A 17,610-nucleotide genomic window follows, 5' to 3' on the forward strand; every position below is an offset into this window, starting at 1 on the left:
GATGCGCAAAAAGAAAATTGGTATTTTGGGTGGGACGTTTAATCCTATTCATAATGGACACTTATTTATTGCTGAACAAGTTAGAACTAAATTGAATTTGGACAAAGTTTTATTTATGCCTGATTATATTCCTCCTCATATTGATCAAAAGTCTGCAATTAGTTCTGTTGATAGGGTTAATATGGTTCATTTGGCAATCAAAGATAATCATAATTTTGGTATTTTGATGGATGAAATTGATAGAAAAGGTAAGAGCTATACTTATGATACAATGAGTGCATTGGTGCGTAATAATCGAAATGTTGATTATTATTTTATTATTGGTGGGGACATGGTTCATTATTTGCCTAAATGGTATAAAATTGATGAATTAACTAAAATAATAAAATTTGTTGGTGTTCAAAGAGAAGAATACGATAATAATTCAAAATATAGTATTATTAAATTGAATGTTCATAAGCTTGATATTTCTTCAACACTTATTCGTAATAGTATTAAAGACGGACAATCTGTACGTTATTTGATTCCAGATGAGGTTTTACAATATATAAAGGAGCATCGTATTTATGAATGATATCGAATTAGAATATAAAGAAAATATTGTTCCATATAGCAGAAAAGAATTAATTAATAAATTAAAATCAGCTCTAAAGCAATCTAGATTTGAACATGTTTTAAGAGTTGAACAAATGGCTATTAAGTTAGCTAAATTAAATGATTTTGATGAAGAAATGGCTAGTATTGGCGGATTAGTTCACGATTATGCTAAACAAAGACCTGATGAAGATTTTATTGCTGCCATTAAAAAATATCATTTGAATGAAAATTTATTAAATTATGGTAATGCAATTTGGCATGGAGCAGTAGGATATTTGTTTGTGCAAAATGAATTAAGAATTTCCAATGTGGAAATTCTTAATGCTGTAAAATATCACACAACAGGTTCTAAATATATGTCCACTTTATCTCAAATCGTTTATATGGCAGATTATCTTGAAATGGGTCGTGAATTCCCAGGTGTTGATGAAGCCAGAAAAATTACATTTAATAATTTACAAGATGGAGTTGCATATCAAACTAAACATACACTTGAATATTTAATTTCTAATAATAAATCAGTTTATCCGAAAACTATTGATACTTATAATCAATGGGTTGTTAATTCAAAAATAAAGTAATAAGGAGCAATTTATAAATGAGTAGTAAAGATACTTTAGAAGTAGTAGTAAAAGCTGCAGATAGTAAACGAGCAAATAATATTGTTGCTTTAAATGTACATGAAGTTAGTTTAATGTCAGATTATTTTGTGATTATGGATGCAACTTCAAATCGTCAAGTAAAATCAATTGCTGATGAAATTGTAGATCAAGCGGAAGCAGCAAATGTTGAAGTGCAACAAGTAGAAGGCAAAGATACTGCAAAATGGATTTTGGTTGATTTAGGGGATGTAATTGTTCATGTATTTCAAAGTGATGAGAGAGAATATTACAATCTAGAAAAGTTATGGTCAGATGCACCATCAGTAAAAATTGATCAATGGGTAAAATAATATGATTTATCAAGAATTTGCAGAATTATATGATGAATTATTTGATCCAACCATGTATGACAAGTGGTTGGATTTTGTTGAACATAATGCTAATGCAGATGATGATATTTTAGATGTTGCTTGTGGTACAGGTAGACTAATTTCTTTGTTGAGAAACAAAAAATATAATGTTAGTGGACTTGATATGTCTTCGGATATGTTAACAATTGCTGATGATAATTTAAGAAGAAACAATCAGACTGCCAATTTAATTCAAGGCGATATGTTAGATTTATCTTCTTTTCCCAATTATGAAGTAATTACATGTTTTGATGATTCTCTATGTTATTTAAAAAACTTACAAGAGTTAAAAATCGCTTTTGAAAATGCATATAATCACCTTAACAATAAAGGAAAATATTTATTTGATGTAATCACCCCTTATCAGACCGATCAGATTTATCCAGGATATATGTATAATTTTCATGACGAAAATAGGGCTTTTATGTGGACAACTTATATTGGGGATGAAGAGCATTCTGTTGATCATGATTTATCATTTTTTAACTATAATGAAGAATTAGATGCTTATGATGAATTTAGTGAGTTGCATCATGAACGTACTTATAATCTAGAAGATTATATTTCATCATTAGACTCAGTCGGCTTTTCTAAAGTAAATGTTTTTAGTAATTTTGGAAAAAATAAAATTGACGAAAATACTACTAGATGGTTTTTTGTTTGTGAGAAGTGATAATATGTTAAATGCAGTTGGAATAATTAGTGAATATAATCCTTTCCATAATGGACATTTATACCAAATAAAAAAAGCCAAAGAACTTACCCATGCCGATTTATGTATTGTAGTTATGAGTGGAAATTGGGTTCAAAGAGGCCAGCCAGCTTCTTTTGATAAATGGAATCGTGCTAAAATGGCACTAGAAAATGATGTTGATTTGGTTGTAGAGTTACCATTTCAATATTCTGTTCAGCCAGCTAGCATATTTGCTAAATCTGCGGTCAATATATTAGGCGCTTTGCAATGTAAATGGTTATCATTTGGCAGTGAAAATCCAGAAATGAATTTTTCTAAATTAGCTACTGTTAATTTAGAAAATCCTGAATATTTTAAAAATTATGAAGAAAATTATACTTCAGCAATTCAGCAATTAATTGCCGAAAAAACTGGTTTTTTTATAAACAAACCGAATGATATTTTAGCATTTAATTATGCTTTATATAATAGACAACTATCTATACCTATGAAACTAATTCCTGTTAAACGAAAGAGTAGTAATCATAATGATGTTGAAATAATTGATTCTAGTTTAAATATTTCTAGTGCAACATCTATTAGAAAAAATATTAATAATGTTTCTAAAATTTATAATGTAATTCCTAAATCTACCTTGGAAGTCATTGAGAATAATCAATGCATTGATTGGAATACTTTTTGGAAATATTTAAAATACAAAATATTAACCAATTCTGTTAATGAATTAAGAAGCATTTATCAAATGACAGAGGGCTTAGAGTATAGATTCAAAAAATATATTAAAATATCTAATGATTTTGACGAATTTTTAAATAATTTAAAGACCAAAAGATATACATTTTCGAGACTAAGACGACTTTGTGTATACGTTTTAATGAACTTTAAATCTATTGATTTTGAAAATTCTTCTGAGTATATTCGTATATTAGGTTTTAATAGTGTAGGCAGAAAATATCTTAAACAAATAAAGAAAAAAACTAATATGATTATTATTTCAAACCCTAGCAAAGCTTTGCTAGAAAAAGAGCTTAAGTTTGACTACTTATCTGGTAATATATATGGTATTGAAAGTAAAAAGAATGAAGATTTATATAAAGTACCGTTAATATTTTAGTAATTTTAGGTATCAAGGAAAACACCTTGACAAACCATCTTGTTACTATGTATAATTAACGTCGTTGCATTAGGAGGTAAACCTATGAAATGGGTATTAAGAGAATTATCAGATTACAAGAATAAACCACTTTATGTTAGTGAAAAGATGGATTTATCTCAAGATATTATGGAAAGATATAGTAAATATGTCATTTCTGCTAATGATAAATTTAGTGTGGATGCTTATGTATTCTATGACAATGGTAATGCCATTGTTAATGCTCATGTTCGTGGTAATATCGTAGTGCCTTCATCAAGGTCTTTGACTCCAGTTGATCTTCCTTTAGACTTTAAAATAGATGAAGTTTATGTGGATACAAAAGCTCAATTGAAGAAATATGAAGAAGAAGATGAAGCTGCATTTTTATTAGATGATGATGGTGTTATCGATTTTGATAAATCAGTTGCAGACAACATTATCTTACAAATTCCAATGCATATTCTGTCGCCTGATGAAAAAAATGGTAGTGAAATGCCTAAGGGTAATGATTGGGAAGTTATTTCTGAAGAAGAATATGACAATCAAAAGACAGATAATAAAAAAGTAGATCCACGTCTTGCTAAGCTAAAAGATCTATTGAACGATAGTGATAAGTAATTGGTAAGACTTAAAATTTTTCACTAGTGGATATTTTATTTTAAAGAGTAAGGGGGGTCTTTGCATTGGCTGTACCAAAGAGAAAAACTTCAAAAGCTAAAAAGGGTATGCGTCGTGGCCACATTAAGTTGGCTAACCCAGGTTTGAGTGCTTGCCCAAACTGTGGTGAATTACGTAAACCTCATATGGTTTGTCCTAGTTGTGGATACTATGATGGAAAACAAGTTGTTAAAACTAACGACTAATTATTTTTTAAAGTTATCAGATCACCATGGAATCTGATAACTTTTTTATTTTCTAAAATAAAAAGAGTCCTTTTCTTAATTTGAAAAGGACTCTTTTTAATTTGAAAAGGACTCTTTTTAATTTTTTTAATTATTTAGTGAAATCTACAACCATTCTACCAACAATTTTATTATTCTTCATATCATCAATAACTTGATTAATATCTTCTAATTTGCATGTTTGAACAATTGGTTTTACTTTTCCTTCACTACCGAATTGGAAAGTTTCTGTTAAATCTTGTCTAGTTCCAACAAGTGAACCAGCAACTTGAATTCCATCAAGAACAGTTTTATCAATGTTTAAGGCCATATCTCCTTTAGGCAATGCAACTGCAACTAATTTACCATCAGGTCTTAGAGCATTGATAGCAGTGGTAAATGCATCTTTGTTAACTGCAGTAACAACTGAGCTATGAACTCCACCAACTTTTTCTTGAATAGTTTTTGATACGTCTGAATCATGACGATTAATTAATAATTCAGCGCCATTTTCTTTTGCTGCTTGTAATTTCTTTTCATTTCCGTCAACAGCAACTACATGTGCATTAAACACATTATGAGCAAATTGAATTGCTAAATTACCTAAGCCTCCAGCACCAACAACTTCACTCCATTGTCCTGGTCTTAAATTACCAACTTTAAGAGCTTTATATGTTGTAACACCAGCACAAGTTAGTGATGTTGCTTCAACTGGATCTAAATTTTCTGGTACTTTAACAGCATAATCAGCATCAACAATCACTTGTTCTGCCATTGCACCATCAACAGTAAAACCAGCATTTTCAACATTACGGCATAAAGTTTCACGTCCAGTTAAACAATATTCACAGTGTCCGCATCCTTTAAAGAACCAAGCAATTGATACACGGTCACCAATTTTTAAATTAGTTACGTCATCAGCAACTTGTGATACTCTACCCACACCTTCATGACCGATAATTCTACCAGGTTGTTCACCAAAGTCACCAGAAGCAACATGCAAATCTGTATGACAAAGTCCACAGTATTCAACGTCAACTAAAGCTTCACCATTTTTGATTGGTCTTAAGTTTACATCCTTAATATCTACATATCCATCTGAATTGTTTCTAACTACAGCAGCTTTCATAAAAAGTACCTCTATTCATTAATTTTAAACATTAAAAATTATAAATAAATTTACAGATATAATCAATAACATTTATTAATTAAATAATAAACCTTATAGATTATAATATTCATATATATAAATTAAAATTTTATAAAATAAAATGTTCATAGTTGTTATGCAGCTATTATTGAACATTTTATTGTGATAGAATATATTAGTATATTACAATTTTATAAATTATTTAGGGGTGTACTCGTATGAGTCGAATCTTAATAGTAGAAGACGAAAAAAGTTTATCTAGATTTGTTGAACTAGAACTTAAACATGAAGGTTATGAAACCAAGGTAGCGGTCAACGGTAGAGACGGATTAGATGATGCCATTAATGAAGACTTTGACATTATATTACTTGATTTAATGTTACCTAAACTAAATGGTATGGAAGTAGCCAGAAGATTGAGAGAAAAGAAAAATACTCCAATTATTATTATGACTGCTAGAGATTCAGTTATTGATAGAGTTTCTGGATTTGATCATGGTGCTGATGATTATATCGTAAAGCCATTTGCTATTGAAGAATTATTAGCTCGTGTTCGTGCTTTATTGCGTCGTATTAATATTGAAGGCGATGAAAAAACTGAAAATCAAAAAGTTGTTCATTTTAAAGATATTACTGTTGAAAAAGAAAGTCGCATTGTCAAACGCGGTGAAGATATCATAGATTTAACTAAACGTGAATATGAACTTTTATTAACATTAATGGAAAATGTGAACGTGGTGTTAGCTAGAGATGTATTACTTAATCAAGTGTGGGGATATGATTCTAATGCTGAAACCAATGTAGTTGATGTATATGTTAGATACTTAAGAAACAAAATTGATCGTAGCGATCAAAAAAGTTATATTCAAACTGTTAGAGGCACTGGGTATGTGATGAGGTCATGATTGTAAAAAAATACGGTAAAGTTGATAATGTGAATGGCAAAAATAAATGGATATCTATTAAATGGAAATGGTCTATTGGTTCTGCCATCATAATTTTCTTAATTTTATCTATTTTTTCTTTCTTAATCTATAATAGATTTTCTGATGTTTTATTAAATCAAGAATCAGTTCATACTAGTGAAACTTTAAGTGCTTTATCTGGAAAATTGACAGGATTTAATGATAACCTTTCAGAAAAAGAAGTTATAAGTATACTTAGTCCTCATAATGAAAATATTAATAAATCTAAGAATGAAGATGGAGTTCATTCAAATTCTTTATTTAGTAGTATTTCCAGAGATGACATAATAGTTAATGTTTTTGATAAAGATGCTAATCCTATCTTTTTTTCTAAACAAACCGAAAAGAAATTTATGAAAATTGGTCATATAAATAGTAAAATTGATAAAAATAGTATTTATAATAACAATTATTCATTAATTGAAGAAACACCAATCTATTCTAAAAAAACTGGTAACAAGATAGGTTATTTAAGGGTTATAAATAATTTAGTTGATTATCACATTTATACTAAAAAATTAATGATAATATTAATTGTAATATTGTTATTAGGTGTGTTTTTTGCTTCATTATTATCATATGTATTAGCTGCATATATGTTAAGGCCAATTAAAATGATTTCTGATACGATAAGTAGTGTAAACGATTCACCAGAGACAAATGTTAGGGTACCTAGGCTTAATCAAAATGATGAGTTAACTGATCTGGGAAATATTTTTAATGATATGCTTGATACTATGCAACGTTATATTGATCAACAACAACAATTTGTTGAAGATGTGTCTCATGAATTGAGAACTCCAGTTGCCGTTATTCAAGGGCATTTAAAAATGTTATCTAGATGGGGTAAAGATGATCCTGAAATTTTAGATGAATCTATTCAATCTTCAATTGATGAAATTAATCGTATGAAAAGTTTGGTTCAAGAAATGCTTGATCTCTCAAGAGCTGAACAAGTCGAAATTAATTATAATAACAAATTAACTGATGTTCAGGATATTGTTCATCAAGAATTTAATGATTTTAAAATGATTCATCCAGATTATACTTTTAACTTAGATGATGATATTGATAAGGAAACTATTATTCAAATTTATCGTAACCATTTAGAACAAATCCTTATTATCTTATTGGATAATGCAGTTAAATATTCAAAAGATCGTAAAGAAGTCCATATTTCATTATCTAGAAAATATCGGTATGTTGATATTGCTGTTCAAGATTTTGGTGAGGGTATTAGTCAAGATAGCGTTAATAAAATTTTTAATCGCTTTTATCGTGTCGACAAGGCCAGAAGCCGTAATCAAGGTGGCAATGGTTTAGGCTTATCTATTGCTAAAAGATTGGTAGAAGCTTATCACGGAAAAATTTCTGTAGAAAGTTCTGCTGGATATGGTTCAATATTTACAATTTCATTTCCTTTGTTAAGTAAAGAAAAAATTGAACATATTAAAAAATTAGATGATAAGAAAGAATAACTTAAAATAAAAGGAGGCTGTGACATAAGTCTCTTAAAAATAATGCTCGTTGGAACTTAAGTTTTCCAACGAGCATTATTTATGTATAATAAAAACGATATCGACACAACCGATATCGTTTCAATAAATTCTCCCAACGAAAGGAAATTTCAATGAATAATTATATTTTAAATATTCAAAATTGGCAACCTAAAAATAATCATCAAGTAAAAATTATCAATCAAATTGTTGAAATGATTGGTTTAGAAGAAAAATATATATTTGGTAGACCACGAAAATATGACCTACGGTCACTATTAAAATTAACCTTAATTTGCCTATTCAAAAGGAATTTTTAGTAGTCGCCAAATTAGTGAGTTGGCAGAAGAAAATTTACCTGCACGTTGGTTAACTAAAAATTCATTTCCTTCATATCGAACAATCTGTCGATTTAGGATTTCAGATGAAGCAGAAAATTTAATTAGTAAATACATGAATCAATTAACTAAATATCTCAGAAAAAATTATTATATTGATGATGTAAGTTTTATTGATGGGACTAAAATACTAGCGAATGCTAATAAGTATTCTTTTGTTTGGCGTAAAAATATAATCAGATTCGATAAATTAAATCGCGAAGCGATCATAAAATTACTACATGACATGAATGATGTTAAATATGTGGGTGAAATTCCAGATGGCTCTGATATTTCAACAAGTGAGTTAGATGAAATTATTATACATTTAGAAAATTGCTTAGCGGATTTAAATGATCAAATTAAACAGAATAAAAAGTTATCATCTAATTCTAATAAGCAAAGACGTCGTAAGTTAAAATCTATTAAAAGAAAACTTCGTTTTCGCAAAGATAAGCTAGTTGAATATCAAGAAACTAATAAAATTTTTGATAACCGTAATAGTTATTCTAAAACCGATCATGATGCTACTTTTATGCGTGTTAAGAAAGATCCTATGTTAAATGGACAACTTAAAACCTGCTTATAATTTACAAATTGCTACTAGTGGACAATTCATAACTAATTTTGATATTTATCAAAATCCCACTGATACTCGTACTTTAATTCCGTTCTTAAATAAACAAATTAAGAATAATAGTTTAGGTAAATACATTGTTGCCGATGCTGGTTATGGATCTGAAAGTAATTATCGCTTTATAGAAGATAAACTAACCAATCACATTCCTTTAATTCCCTATGGAACAATGTTAAAAGAAAACAAAGTCGTAAATGGAAAAGTGATGACCGTAAGGTCATGAATTGGTATTACAATGCAAAAGATGACTATTACCTAGATCCTAATGGTGTTCGATTTAATTTTAATGCTTATTGTAAAAGAACTGATAAGCATCAATTAAAGAATATGAAGCTGAAAAATATGATATTAATCAAAATATAAACTCTAATGCATTAACCAAATCTGGCAATAACAGAAAAATTAGAATTAATTATGCATGGGAATATTTTAAAAATAAACAAAAAGAATTGCTTTTAGCACCGAAAACAAATGATATCTACGCAAAAAGAAAAATAGATGTAGAATCAGTTTTTGGTAGACTAAAGGCTTCTTTGCGTTTTAATAGATTCTCCGTTAGGGGAATCGAAAAGGTAAAAAAAGAAGCTGGGTTTGCCATAATGGCATTAAACATAAGAAAGTTAATGACGAAAGTCATTAATTTTATACAATTATATACAAAAACAGGATTTACGTTAAATATCAAACGTAAATCCTGTTTTTGTAGAGACTTATGTCACAGCCCCCTTTTATTTTATAATTAATGTTTATTGTTTTGTTTTCCAGAATTTCGCTTTCTCAAGTCAGTATTTTTTTTGCTTTCAATGGCTTTTTCTTGAGAATCATCCTTTATAGACGTTGAATCTTCTTCTGTAATGTCGTGAATTTCTTGCTTTTCTTGATCTGCCTGTTCTTTGGCTTGTGCAGCCACTTCTTTTTTAATTTTTGGACGGTACAAGTTAATAATAAGAGTTTGAATACATGCAAATATACCACTTACAAAGAAATAAAATCCTAGTCCTGCAGGAGCACTAAAAGTAATTAATGCAATCATAACAGGAGTGATATATGACATCATTTTCATTTGTTTCTTTTGATCTTCAGGTAAACCTAGTGTCATTAGGTATCCTTGAATAATATAAGCAACAAATGAAAGGGCAACTAAGATTAAACTTTTATCTCCTAATTTAATACCTAAAAACATTGTATGTGATACTTCTGGGGAAAAACGAATACCATTATATAATGCAATATAAATTGGCATTTGAATTATTAGTGGTAAGCAACCAATTCCACCAGTCATACTAATATTATTATTTCTATACAGTTGCATCATTTCTTGTTGAATTTGCATCTGTTCTTCTTTAGTCTTAGCATTTCTTTGACGTTCTTGAATCTTTTTCATTTGTGGTCTAACAAAACTCATTTTCTCTTGCATCATAGTAGACTTTTTCATCTGACTGATCATAGCGGGTAATAAAATCATTCTAACAATTATTGTTAAAAGAATAATTGCCCATCCATATCCACCAACAAACTTTGCTATAAAATCCAAAATGTGTTGAGCAGGTAATGCTAAATATTCATATGTTAGTCCATATGGTTTACCAGACCCATCTTGTCTAACACAACCAGTTAATGTTAATGCTGCAAGACCAACAAATGAAAGAACACTATATTTCTTTAAATTCTTCATTTATAAAAACCTTTCCTAACTTTTTTCATTTACTAATAATACCAGAAATGTGTTACTAAATTAAATTTTAATTGAAAAAGTTTTATATTCTTTATAATTCAATAAAGTGTAATCTATATTTATTATGTTAATAAAAGGATTATTTAATGATTTTATACCATTTATAAAACTGTTTACATCTTTAATATTAGCCACAATTTTTACTGATCCATCTGAAAGATTTTGTACATAGCCTTTGACATTAATTTTATCTGCCCAATTTTTTGTTGACCATCTAAAACCAACGCCTTGAACTTTTCCTTTTATTATAAATTTAACGGTTTGTTTCATAAATTATTACCTCACTTTTTGCAATCATTTATATATTATTATAGTATTGTGATAAAATAATATGAATAAGTTACTATATTAAAAGGGGCTAATCCTTACTATGGAAAAAATAGTTTCTGTTAAAAATGACAGAATAAAAGCTTGGAAAAAATTAAATAATAAAAAGGGCAGAGAAAAACAATCTGCTTATCTTCTTGAAAGTTGGCATTTAGTAAATGAAGCATTAAATACCAATCAAGATGTAAAAGTAATATTAACAACAACAAAACAATTGTCTCTACATCAAAATGAACTATCACACTATAATGGTGAGTTAATAGAAATAAACGATGAAGTGGCTAATCATTTAGGATCCACTATCACTCCACAAGGAATTTTTGCGATTGTAGGGCTTCCTAGTAAAGAAGATATTAATGAAACTAATATTAATGGATCCTGGTTATTGTTGGATAATATACAAGATCCAGGTAATATTGGAACGATGGTTAGAACAGCAGATGCTGCTGGTATGAGTGGGGTTATTTTTGGTAAGGGAACATCTAGTCAATTTAATCCTAAAGTTTTAAGATCTATGCAAGGAAGTCAATTTCATTTAAAAATAATTGAAGGTAATTTACAATATTGGATAGATATATTAAAAAATAAAAACTATCAAGTTTATGGTAGTGAATTAAACGAAAACGCTGTTATTTACAGTGAAATTGTTCCTAGTGATAATTTTGCATTAATTATGGGAAATGAAGGAAATGGTATGCAAGATGATCTACTTAAAATAACAGATAAAAATTTATATATTCCTATTAAGGGAAACGCGGAATCATTAAATGTCGCTATTGCATCTGGCATATTAATGTTTCATTTAAAAAAATAATTTTAAATAAGGGAGATACTTTGCATGAATACAAAAGCATGGAAAAATGATAAAGTTTATATGTCTTATGTTTCTGACTTATTGAATTCATCAATGGTAAAAGAGCTGTCTAATTATACTCAGCATCATTCATCTACTAGACTAAAGCATTGTATTGATGTTTCTTATGAAAGTTATCAAATCGCAAAAAACTTTAATTTAGATGCTAAGTCAACTGCTAGAGCCGGATTATTACATGATTTATTTTATTATGATTGGAGAACCGATAAATTTCATTTAGGTTCACATGCATATATGCATCCTAGAATTGCTTTACGTAATGCTGAAAAGATAACTAACTTAAATGACAAGGAAAAAGATATTATTATTAAGCATATGTGGGGACTTACTTTAAGTAAACCCAAGTATGCTGAAAGTGTTATTGTTTCTTTAGTTGATGATTACGATGCTGTAAGAGAATATTTTGCACCTAAATATAGGAACATTAAGCAAATATTTAGTACTAAAAGTTTGTAAGGGGTAATAATATTGGAATCAAGTAAAGAATTACAGTCAGAACTTGACTGTAATTTATGTCCAAAATTTGAAAAAACTTTTTCTATTCTAGGTAAAAAATGGAATGGATTAATTATAGAAACATTATTAGTTAATGGTCCTCAAAGATTTAAGACGATTGCTAAAACTATTGATAAATGTAGTGATCGTGTTTTAGTTGAAAGACTTAGAGAACTAGAAAAAGATAACATTGTATCTAGAAACACTTTTAAGGATTCATCGTTAATTCAATATGAATTAACTAAAAGGGGTAAAGAATTAGAACCTATTATGTATGAAATCCATAAATGGTCAGATAAATGGTATAAATTATAAAACTTATCTTGACCGGAGTTTTAAATTGCATTATTATTTTAAATAAGAGTGACGAAGAAAAAGTAGTAGACTAATATTCACAGGAAGATTGTGTATACTGAGATCAATCAATAGATTAGTTGAATTCATTTTCTGAGCTGATATTGGGAGTTATTAATAACAAAAATTATCCGGTTAATTGCCGTTATGAAGATTGAGTGTATGAATTTATTCTGATATTTTCATAAACTAGGGTGGTACCGCGAAGCTTCGTCCCTTATGGGATGGAGCTTTTTTTATGTATGAAGGGAGAAATTTATGAGTTTAAAAGATGATTTGACCAAATTACGTGATGATGGTCTAAAAAATATTGAAAATGCAACTGATGTCAAAAAAATGAACGATGAAATAAAAGTTCATTTATTAGGTAAGAAGGGCCTTATTACTAAAGCTTTAAGAGGAATTAAAGATTTACCAGTTGAAGAACGTCCAAAAGTGGGTAGTTATTCTAATAAGATTCGTGATGATATTCAAACTGCTTTAGATAAGAAGCAAGAAGAATTAGAAACTATTGCTTTGAATAAGAAGCTAGCATCAGAAAAAATTGATGTCACACTACCTGGGGATTCCGTAACTAAAGGTCATCCACACGTTATTCAATCAATTATTGATGAAATCTCTGATATGTTCATGGGTATGGGTTATGAAGTGTTAAGTGGACCAGAAGTTGAAGAAGATAAATATAACTTCGAAATGATGAATTTACCTAAAAATCATCCCGCTAGAGATATGCAAGATACTTTTTATATTACTAAAGATATTTTGATGAGAACACAAACCTCTCCAATGCAAGCTAGAACTTTAGAAAAACATGATTTTTCTAAAGGACCCTTAAAGATGATTTCTCCTGGAGTTGTTTATCGCCGTGATACTGATGACCCTACTCATTCTCATCAATTCCATCAAGTTGAAGGGATTGTAATTGATAAACATATTACAATGGCTGATTTAAAGGGTACTTTAGAATATTTATTACATCAATTATTTGGTGATAAATATGACATTAGACTAAGACCTAGTTACTTCCCATTCACTGAACCATCAGTTGAAGCTGATGTTACATGTTTTAAATGTAATGGTAAGGGTTGTGAAGTATGTAAGCATACTGGATGGATTGAAGTGTTAGGTGCTGGAATGGTTCATCCTAATGTTCTAAAAATGGCTGGTGTTGATGCTGAAACTTATGGTGGATTTGCATTTGGTTTAGGCCCAGATCGTTTTGCAATGTTGAAATACGGTGTTGACGACATTCGTGATTTCTATCTAAATGATGTACGTTTCTTATCACAATTTAATTAAGGAGAATTTTATATGCGAGTATCTTATAAATGGCTTAAGGAATATATTGACTTAGATATTCCAGTTGATGAATTAGCCGAAAAAATTGAACGTTCTTCTGTTGAAGTTGATTCTGTTATAAAACCTAGTGAAGGACTTAAAAAAATTGTTGTTGGACAAATTTTGAACTTAGAAGACCATCCTGATTCTGATCATTTACATATTTGTCAAGTTGATGTGGGTGATGATGAACCAGTACAAATTGTTTGTGGTGCTCCTAATGTTGAAAAAGGTAAAAAGGTAATAGTTGCATTATCAGGTGCTCGTATTGCCGACAATATTAAAATTAAAAAATCTAAGATGCGTGGCATCCAATCAAATGGAATGTTATGTGCATTAGATGAAATTGGTTATCCAAAAGATGTTGTGCCTAAAGAATGGGCTGATGGAATTTACTTTTTACCTGAAGATGCTAAAGTTGGTAACGATGTGTACAAATATATAGGGATGGATGATGAATTAATAGATTTAGATGTTACTCCTAATCGTGGTGACATGTTAAGCATGTATGGTACTATTCATGATTTATCAGCCATTTATAATAAGCCAGCTAAGTTCGACAATGTGAAAGTTCAAAAAACTTCTGGTAAAAAGACCGCTGATCAAATTAGTAGTGATGTTGACAGCCAAATTGCTTTAACATATAAAAATCGTATTGTTAATAATGTTGAAATTAAGCCAAGCCCATTATGGTTACAAATTCGTTTATGGAATGCTGGTATTAAACCAATTAATAACATTATTGATATTACTAATTATCTAATGCTTAAATTTGGTCAACCTATGCATGCATATGATTTAGATAAATTACGTGGCAATAATATTTCTGTTAGAAATGCTAAAAAGGGTGAAAAAATTACTACTTTAGCTGAAGATGAAGTGGACTTAGACGAAAATGATATTGTGGTTGCCGATGATCGCCCAATTGCATTAGCCGGGGTTATTGGTGGAATTGATACCTCAATTACTAACGATACTAAAAACGTATTATTTGAATGTGCAGTGTTTGATCCAATTAAAGTTAGAAAAATGGCTCGTAAACATGTTATCCACACTGAAGCTTCACAAAGATTTGAACGTGGTATTAATCGTGGCGGTCTAGATGAAGTAATGGAAAATGCTTGTCAAATGAGTAATGAGTTGGCTAATGGTGAAGTTTGTGATGATACTTTAAACGGTAGTGAATTTAATGCTCAACCAGTTGTAGTAAACATTACTTTAACTAAAATAAACCATGTTTTGGGAACAAATCTTTCAAGTGAACAAGTAAAAGATATATTTGAACGATTAGGTTTTGATACTAAAGTTGATGGGGATGCTTTTGTAATTACTGTACCAACACGTCGTTGGGATATTCATATCGATGCTGATTTAATTGAAGAAGTAGCTAGAATTTATGGATATGACAATCTTCCTTCAACATTACCAACAACTACAATGACAACTGGAAAATTACAACCAAAACAACAACTAATTCGTAATAGTAGAAGTATATTAGAAGGCTTAGGATTAACTCATGCTATTTCTTATGCTTTAACTAGCCAAGACAAAGCTAAAATGTTTATGATGCAAAAATCATTTGAAACAAATTTAAGTTATCCTATGACTAATGATCATGAAACTTTAAGAATGAACTTAGTTACTGGTTTATTAGATGATATTGCATATAATAAGGCAAGAAATGTTCATGATGTTGCTTTGTATGAACAAGGAAGAGTATTTTACAAAGAAAATGAAAATGAGGTTAGACCTTCAGAAATAGAACACATTTCTGGAGCAATTACTGGTTCATTGTTACGTAGTACTTGGAATGAAAAAGCAAAAGAAGTTGATTTCTATCAAATTAAAGGAATTGTTGATAAATATTTAGAAACAATTGGATTTATTAATCAAGTTGAATATGTTGCCAATGCAGACTATCCAGAAATGCACCCTGGTAGAACAGCTGATATTATGATTCATGGACATTATGTTGGATTTATTGGTGAAGTTCATCCTAATATTGCCAAAAAATTTAAGATTAATACGACTTATGTGTTTGATTTGAATTTACAATTATTGAATGATTTGCCTAAGACTGATCAAAGTTATGAATCTATTTCTAAATATCCTTCTATTTCAAGAGATATTGCCATCTTAATTGATGAAAATGTTACTAATAATGATATTTTGAAAGTTATTAATAAACGTGGTGGAGCATTCTTGAGAGATGTAAACCTATTTGATGTATACAATGGTGAACATGTTCCAAGTGGTAAAAAGTCAATGGCTTATAATTTAATATTCCAAAATAAACGAGATACATTAGTTGATGATGATGTAAATAAGGCAATGGATAAGATTCAAAGAAATCTTGAAAAAGAATTTGAAATTGAAGTTCGTTAGTTTAAAAATATGGAGGAATAAAATTGGCTAATAAATTAAAATCCAATGATTCTCCCAAGAAGCACAAAAATTTAGGAAGAAAAATTAGTTTTACTATTATTGGAATTTTGATAATATTAGGATGCTTCATATTTTTCTTAGGTCATCAATATTTGAATAGATCATTGCAACCACTTAATTCTCATGATAAAAGTGTAGTACAAATTAATATTCCAATGGGTGCTTCCGATAAGAAAATTGGATCTATTTTACAAGATCAAAATATTGTGAAAAGTGGAATGGTTTTTGACTATTTCGTTAATAGCCATCACTATTCCAATTTAAAAGCAGGATATTATGAATTTTCACCATCTATGAGTTTAGATTTAATTGCTAAAAAATTAGAAAAGGGTGGATCAGCTCAACCTTTACAAGGTCGTTACGGTCGCTTTCTTATTAGGGAAGGCGATAATATCGAGCAAATATCTAAAAATATTAATAGCAATAGTAAATATTCAAGCTCGGAATTCATGAATTTAATGAATGATAAAGAATATTTGTCACAGTTAAAAAAACAATATCCAGATATGCTTAAGTCATCATTTAATGCTAAAGATACAAAATATAAGTTAGAAGGATATCTATATCCAGCTACTTATAATTCTCAAAATGATGTTTCACTAAAAGATCTAATAAAACAAATGTTAGATAAAACTAATAATGAATTAAAGCCTTATTATAAAGAAATTAATAAAAAAGGTTTTTCAGTGCAACAAGTATTAAGTTTGGCTTCAATGATTGAATTAGAAAGATATAGTGAATTTGATAGACAGCAAATTGCTGGAGTATTATTAAATCGTTTAAATAATGGATTACCACTTGAAATGAAATCCTCTATTTTGTATGCTAGTGGGAAAAGTTTTAATCAAAAAATTGACAAAAAAGATTATAAGATTAAATCTGCTTATAATTTATTTAAACATACTGGATATGGACCTGGACCAATTAGTAATCCAAGTATAAATTCTGTTAAGGCAGTGTTGAATCCTAAGAATATGGATAAAAATTATTTACATTTTTACATTGACCCTAAAAAGAATAAAGTTGTATTTTCTAGTAATTTGGTTAACACTAGTTCAGTAGTTAAGAACAATAATTATATGAGATAAAATTGATTTG

Annotated in this window: 18 protein-coding genes, 1 pseudogene and 1 other annotated feature; of the genes and pseudogenes, 16 read left to right on the forward strand and 3 right to left on the reverse strand. The window is 29.1% G+C overall.

Annotated elements, in window-relative coordinates; genetic code table 11:
- Window position 1: 1 nt before the first annotated feature.
- The 7 genes from DY123_RS02045 (at window position 2) to rpmF (ending at window position 4,301) form a co-directional block, all read left to right on the forward strand.
- Window positions 2–574 (forward strand): nicotinate-nucleotide adenylyltransferase, encoded by a 573-nt coding sequence (locus DY123_RS02045; RefSeq protein ID WP_140925028.1) that lies wholly within the window; start codon window positions 2–4, stop codon window positions 572–574.
- Complete coding sequence (yqeK, locus tag DY123_RS02050; RefSeq protein WP_108982875.1) at window positions 567–1,178, forward strand: bis(5'-nucleosyl)-tetraphosphatase (symmetrical) YqeK; 612 nt, start codon at window positions 567–569, stop codon at window positions 1,176–1,178. The genes DY123_RS02045 and yqeK overlap by 8 nt, the downstream gene beginning before the upstream one ends.
- Window positions 1,179–1,195: 17 nt before the next feature.
- Window positions 1,196–1,549: a ribosome silencing factor gene (gene rsfS, locus DY123_RS02055; protein ID WP_105987767.1), complete on the forward strand. Its 354-nt coding sequence runs from the start codon at window positions 1,196–1,198 to the stop codon at window positions 1,547–1,549.
- Window position 1,550: 1 nt separating this feature from the next.
- Window positions 1,551–2,282, forward strand: a complete 732-nt coding sequence (locus DY123_RS02060; protein ID WP_140925031.1) for a class I SAM-dependent DNA methyltransferase — start codon at window positions 1,551–1,553, stop codon at window positions 2,280–2,282.
- 4 nt (window positions 2,283–2,286) lie between these two features.
- Window positions 2,287–3,417: a nucleotidyltransferase gene (locus tag DY123_RS02065; protein WP_181398816.1), complete on the forward strand. Its 1,131-nt coding sequence runs from the start codon at window positions 2,287–2,289 to the stop codon at window positions 3,415–3,417.
- 84 nt (window positions 3,418–3,501) lie between these two features.
- On the forward strand, window positions 3,502–4,056 hold the full coding sequence (locus DY123_RS02070) for a DUF177 domain-containing protein (RefSeq protein WP_140925035.1): 555 nt from the start codon (window positions 3,502–3,504) through the stop codon (window positions 4,054–4,056).
- A 65-nt stretch (window positions 4,057–4,121) separates the two neighbouring features.
- Window positions 4,122–4,301, forward strand: coding sequence for a 50S ribosomal protein L32 (gene rpmF, locus DY123_RS02075; RefSeq protein ID WP_105955939.1), 180 nt, complete (start codon window positions 4,122–4,124; stop codon window positions 4,299–4,301).
- Between the two features lie 130 nt (window positions 4,302–4,431).
- On the opposite strand, the gene adhP is transcribed toward rpmF, so the two are convergent.
- Entirely contained in the window at window positions 4,432–5,448 is a 1,017-nt protein-coding gene (adhP, locus tag DY123_RS02080) for an alcohol dehydrogenase AdhP (protein ID WP_140925037.1), read from the reverse strand.
- 239 nt (window positions 5,449–5,687) lie between these two features.
- Here adhP and DY123_RS02085 point away from each other — a divergent pair, with 239 nt between their 5' ends.
- The 3 genes and pseudogenes from DY123_RS02085 to DY123_RS02095 all read left to right on the forward strand — a co-directional run bounded on the left by DY123_RS02085 (window position 5,688) and on the right by DY123_RS02095 (window position 9,687).
- Window positions 5,688–6,374, forward strand: coding sequence for a response regulator transcription factor (locus tag DY123_RS02085; protein WP_105964510.1), 687 nt, complete (start codon window positions 5,688–5,690; stop codon window positions 6,372–6,374).
- On the forward strand, window positions 6,371–7,912 hold the full coding sequence (locus tag DY123_RS02090) for a HAMP domain-containing histidine kinase (RefSeq protein ID WP_140925409.1): 1,542 nt from the start codon (window positions 6,371–6,373) through the stop codon (window positions 7,910–7,912). Before DY123_RS02085 ends, DY123_RS02090 begins: the two co-directional genes overlap by 4 nt.
- A 152-nt stretch (window positions 7,913–8,064) precedes the next feature.
- Window positions 8,065–9,687, forward strand: a pseudogene (locus DY123_RS02095) (IS1182 family transposase).
- Here DY123_RS02095 and yidC read toward each other — a convergent pair.
- A complete protein-coding gene (gene yidC, locus DY123_RS02100; protein WP_140923907.1) occupies window positions 9,684–10,619 on the reverse strand; it encodes a membrane protein insertase YidC in 936 nt (311 codons plus the stop codon). The pseudogene DY123_RS02095 and the gene yidC sit on opposite strands and share 4 nt — an antisense overlap.
- A 60-nt stretch (window positions 10,620–10,679) precedes the next feature.
- Entirely contained in the window at window positions 10,680–10,949 is a 270-nt protein-coding gene (locus tag DY123_RS02105; RefSeq protein ID WP_140923909.1) for an acylphosphatase, read from the reverse strand.
- A gap of 100 nt (window positions 10,950–11,049) precedes the next feature.
- Between DY123_RS02105 and DY123_RS02110 the strand changes: the two genes are divergently transcribed.
- From DY123_RS02110 to mltG, 6 genes are all read left to right on the forward strand, one after another.
- A complete protein-coding gene (locus DY123_RS02110; RefSeq protein ID WP_140923910.1) occupies window positions 11,050–11,820 on the forward strand; it encodes a TrmH family RNA methyltransferase in 771 nt (256 codons plus the stop codon).
- A 24-nt stretch (window positions 11,821–11,844) separates the two neighbouring features.
- Entirely contained in the window at window positions 11,845–12,336 is a 492-nt protein-coding gene (locus DY123_RS02115) for an HD domain-containing protein (RefSeq protein ID WP_140923912.1), read from the forward strand.
- 12 nt (window positions 12,337–12,348) lie between these two features.
- The gene (locus DY123_RS02120; RefSeq protein ID WP_105964516.1) at window positions 12,349–12,690 is read left to right on the forward strand and encodes a winged helix-turn-helix transcriptional regulator; all 342 of its coding nucleotides are present in this window, start codon (window positions 12,349–12,351) and stop codon (window positions 12,688–12,690) included.
- A gap of 42 nt (window positions 12,691–12,732) precedes the next feature.
- Window positions 12,733–12,950, forward strand: a binding site (T-box leader).
- A 37-nt stretch (window positions 12,951–12,987) separates the two neighbouring features.
- The gene (pheS, locus tag DY123_RS02125) at window positions 12,988–14,028 is read left to right on the forward strand and encodes a phenylalanine--tRNA ligase subunit alpha (protein ID WP_140923914.1); all 1,041 of its coding nucleotides are present in this window, start codon (window positions 12,988–12,990) and stop codon (window positions 14,026–14,028) included.
- A gap of 12 nt (window positions 14,029–14,040) precedes the next feature.
- Window positions 14,041–16,452, forward strand: a complete 2,412-nt coding sequence (gene pheT, locus DY123_RS02130; protein ID WP_140923915.1) for a phenylalanine--tRNA ligase subunit beta — start codon at window positions 14,041–14,043, stop codon at window positions 16,450–16,452.
- A 23-nt stretch (window positions 16,453–16,475) separates the two neighbouring features.
- The gene (mltG, locus tag DY123_RS02135) at window positions 16,476–17,600 is read left to right on the forward strand and encodes an endolytic transglycosylase MltG (RefSeq protein WP_108983152.1); all 1,125 of its coding nucleotides are present in this window, start codon (window positions 16,476–16,478) and stop codon (window positions 17,598–17,600) included.
- The last annotated feature ends 10 nt before the right edge of the window (window positions 17,601–17,610 follow it).

This window comes from Apilactobacillus micheneri (assembly GCF_006493595.1).
Lineage (GTDB): Bacteria > Bacillota > Bacilli > Lactobacillales > Lactobacillaceae > Apilactobacillus > Apilactobacillus micheneri.

Bases quoted from the DNA above. Each gene is read 5' to 3' on its own strand.
- rsfS (WP_105987767.1), top strand. From the start codon at position 1,196: ATGAGTAGTAAAGATACTTTAGAAGTAGTAGTAAAAGCTGCAGATAGT.
- yidC (WP_140923907.1), bottom strand. From the start codon at position 10,619: ATGAAGAATTTAAAGAAATATAGTGTTCTTTCATTTGTTGGTCTTGCA.
- yqeK (WP_108982875.1), top strand. From the start codon at position 567: ATGAATGATATCGAATTAGAATATAAAGAAAATATTGTTCCATATAGC.
- DY123_RS02105 (WP_140923909.1), bottom strand. From the start codon at position 10,949: ATGAAACAAACCGTTAAATTTATAATAAAAGGAAAAGTTCAAGGCGTT.
- DY123_RS02065 (WP_181398816.1), top strand. From the start codon at position 2,287: ATGTTAAATGCAGTTGGAATAATTAGTGAATATAATCCTTTCCATAAT.
- DY123_RS02085 (WP_105964510.1), top strand. From the start codon at position 5,688: ATGAGTCGAATCTTAATAGTAGAAGACGAAAAAAGTTTATCTAGATTT.
- pheT (WP_140923915.1), top strand. From the start codon at position 14,041: ATGCGAGTATCTTATAAATGGCTTAAGGAATATATTGACTTAGATATT.
- DY123_RS02070 (WP_140925035.1), top strand. From the start codon at position 3,502: ATGAAATGGGTATTAAGAGAATTATCAGATTACAAGAATAAACCACTT.
- pheS (WP_140923914.1), top strand. From the start codon at position 12,988: ATGAGTTTAAAAGATGATTTGACCAAATTACGTGATGATGGTCTAAAA.
- adhP (WP_140925037.1), bottom strand. From the start codon at position 5,448: ATGAAAGCTGCTGTAGTTAGAAACAATTCAGATGGATATGTAGATATT.
- DY123_RS02115 (WP_140923912.1), top strand. From the start codon at position 11,845: ATGAATACAAAAGCATGGAAAAATGATAAAGTTTATATGTCTTATGTT.
- DY123_RS02060 (WP_140925031.1), top strand. From the start codon at position 1,551: ATGATTTATCAAGAATTTGCAGAATTATATGATGAATTATTTGATCCA.
- DY123_RS02090 (WP_140925409.1), top strand. From the start codon at position 6,371: ATGATTGTAAAAAAATACGGTAAAGTTGATAATGTGAATGGCAAAAAT.
- DY123_RS02045 (WP_140925028.1), top strand. From the start codon at position 2: ATGCGCAAAAAGAAAATTGGTATTTTGGGTGGGACGTTTAATCCTATT.
- DY123_RS02110 (WP_140923910.1), top strand. From the start codon at position 11,050: ATGGAAAAAATAGTTTCTGTTAAAAATGACAGAATAAAAGCTTGGAAA.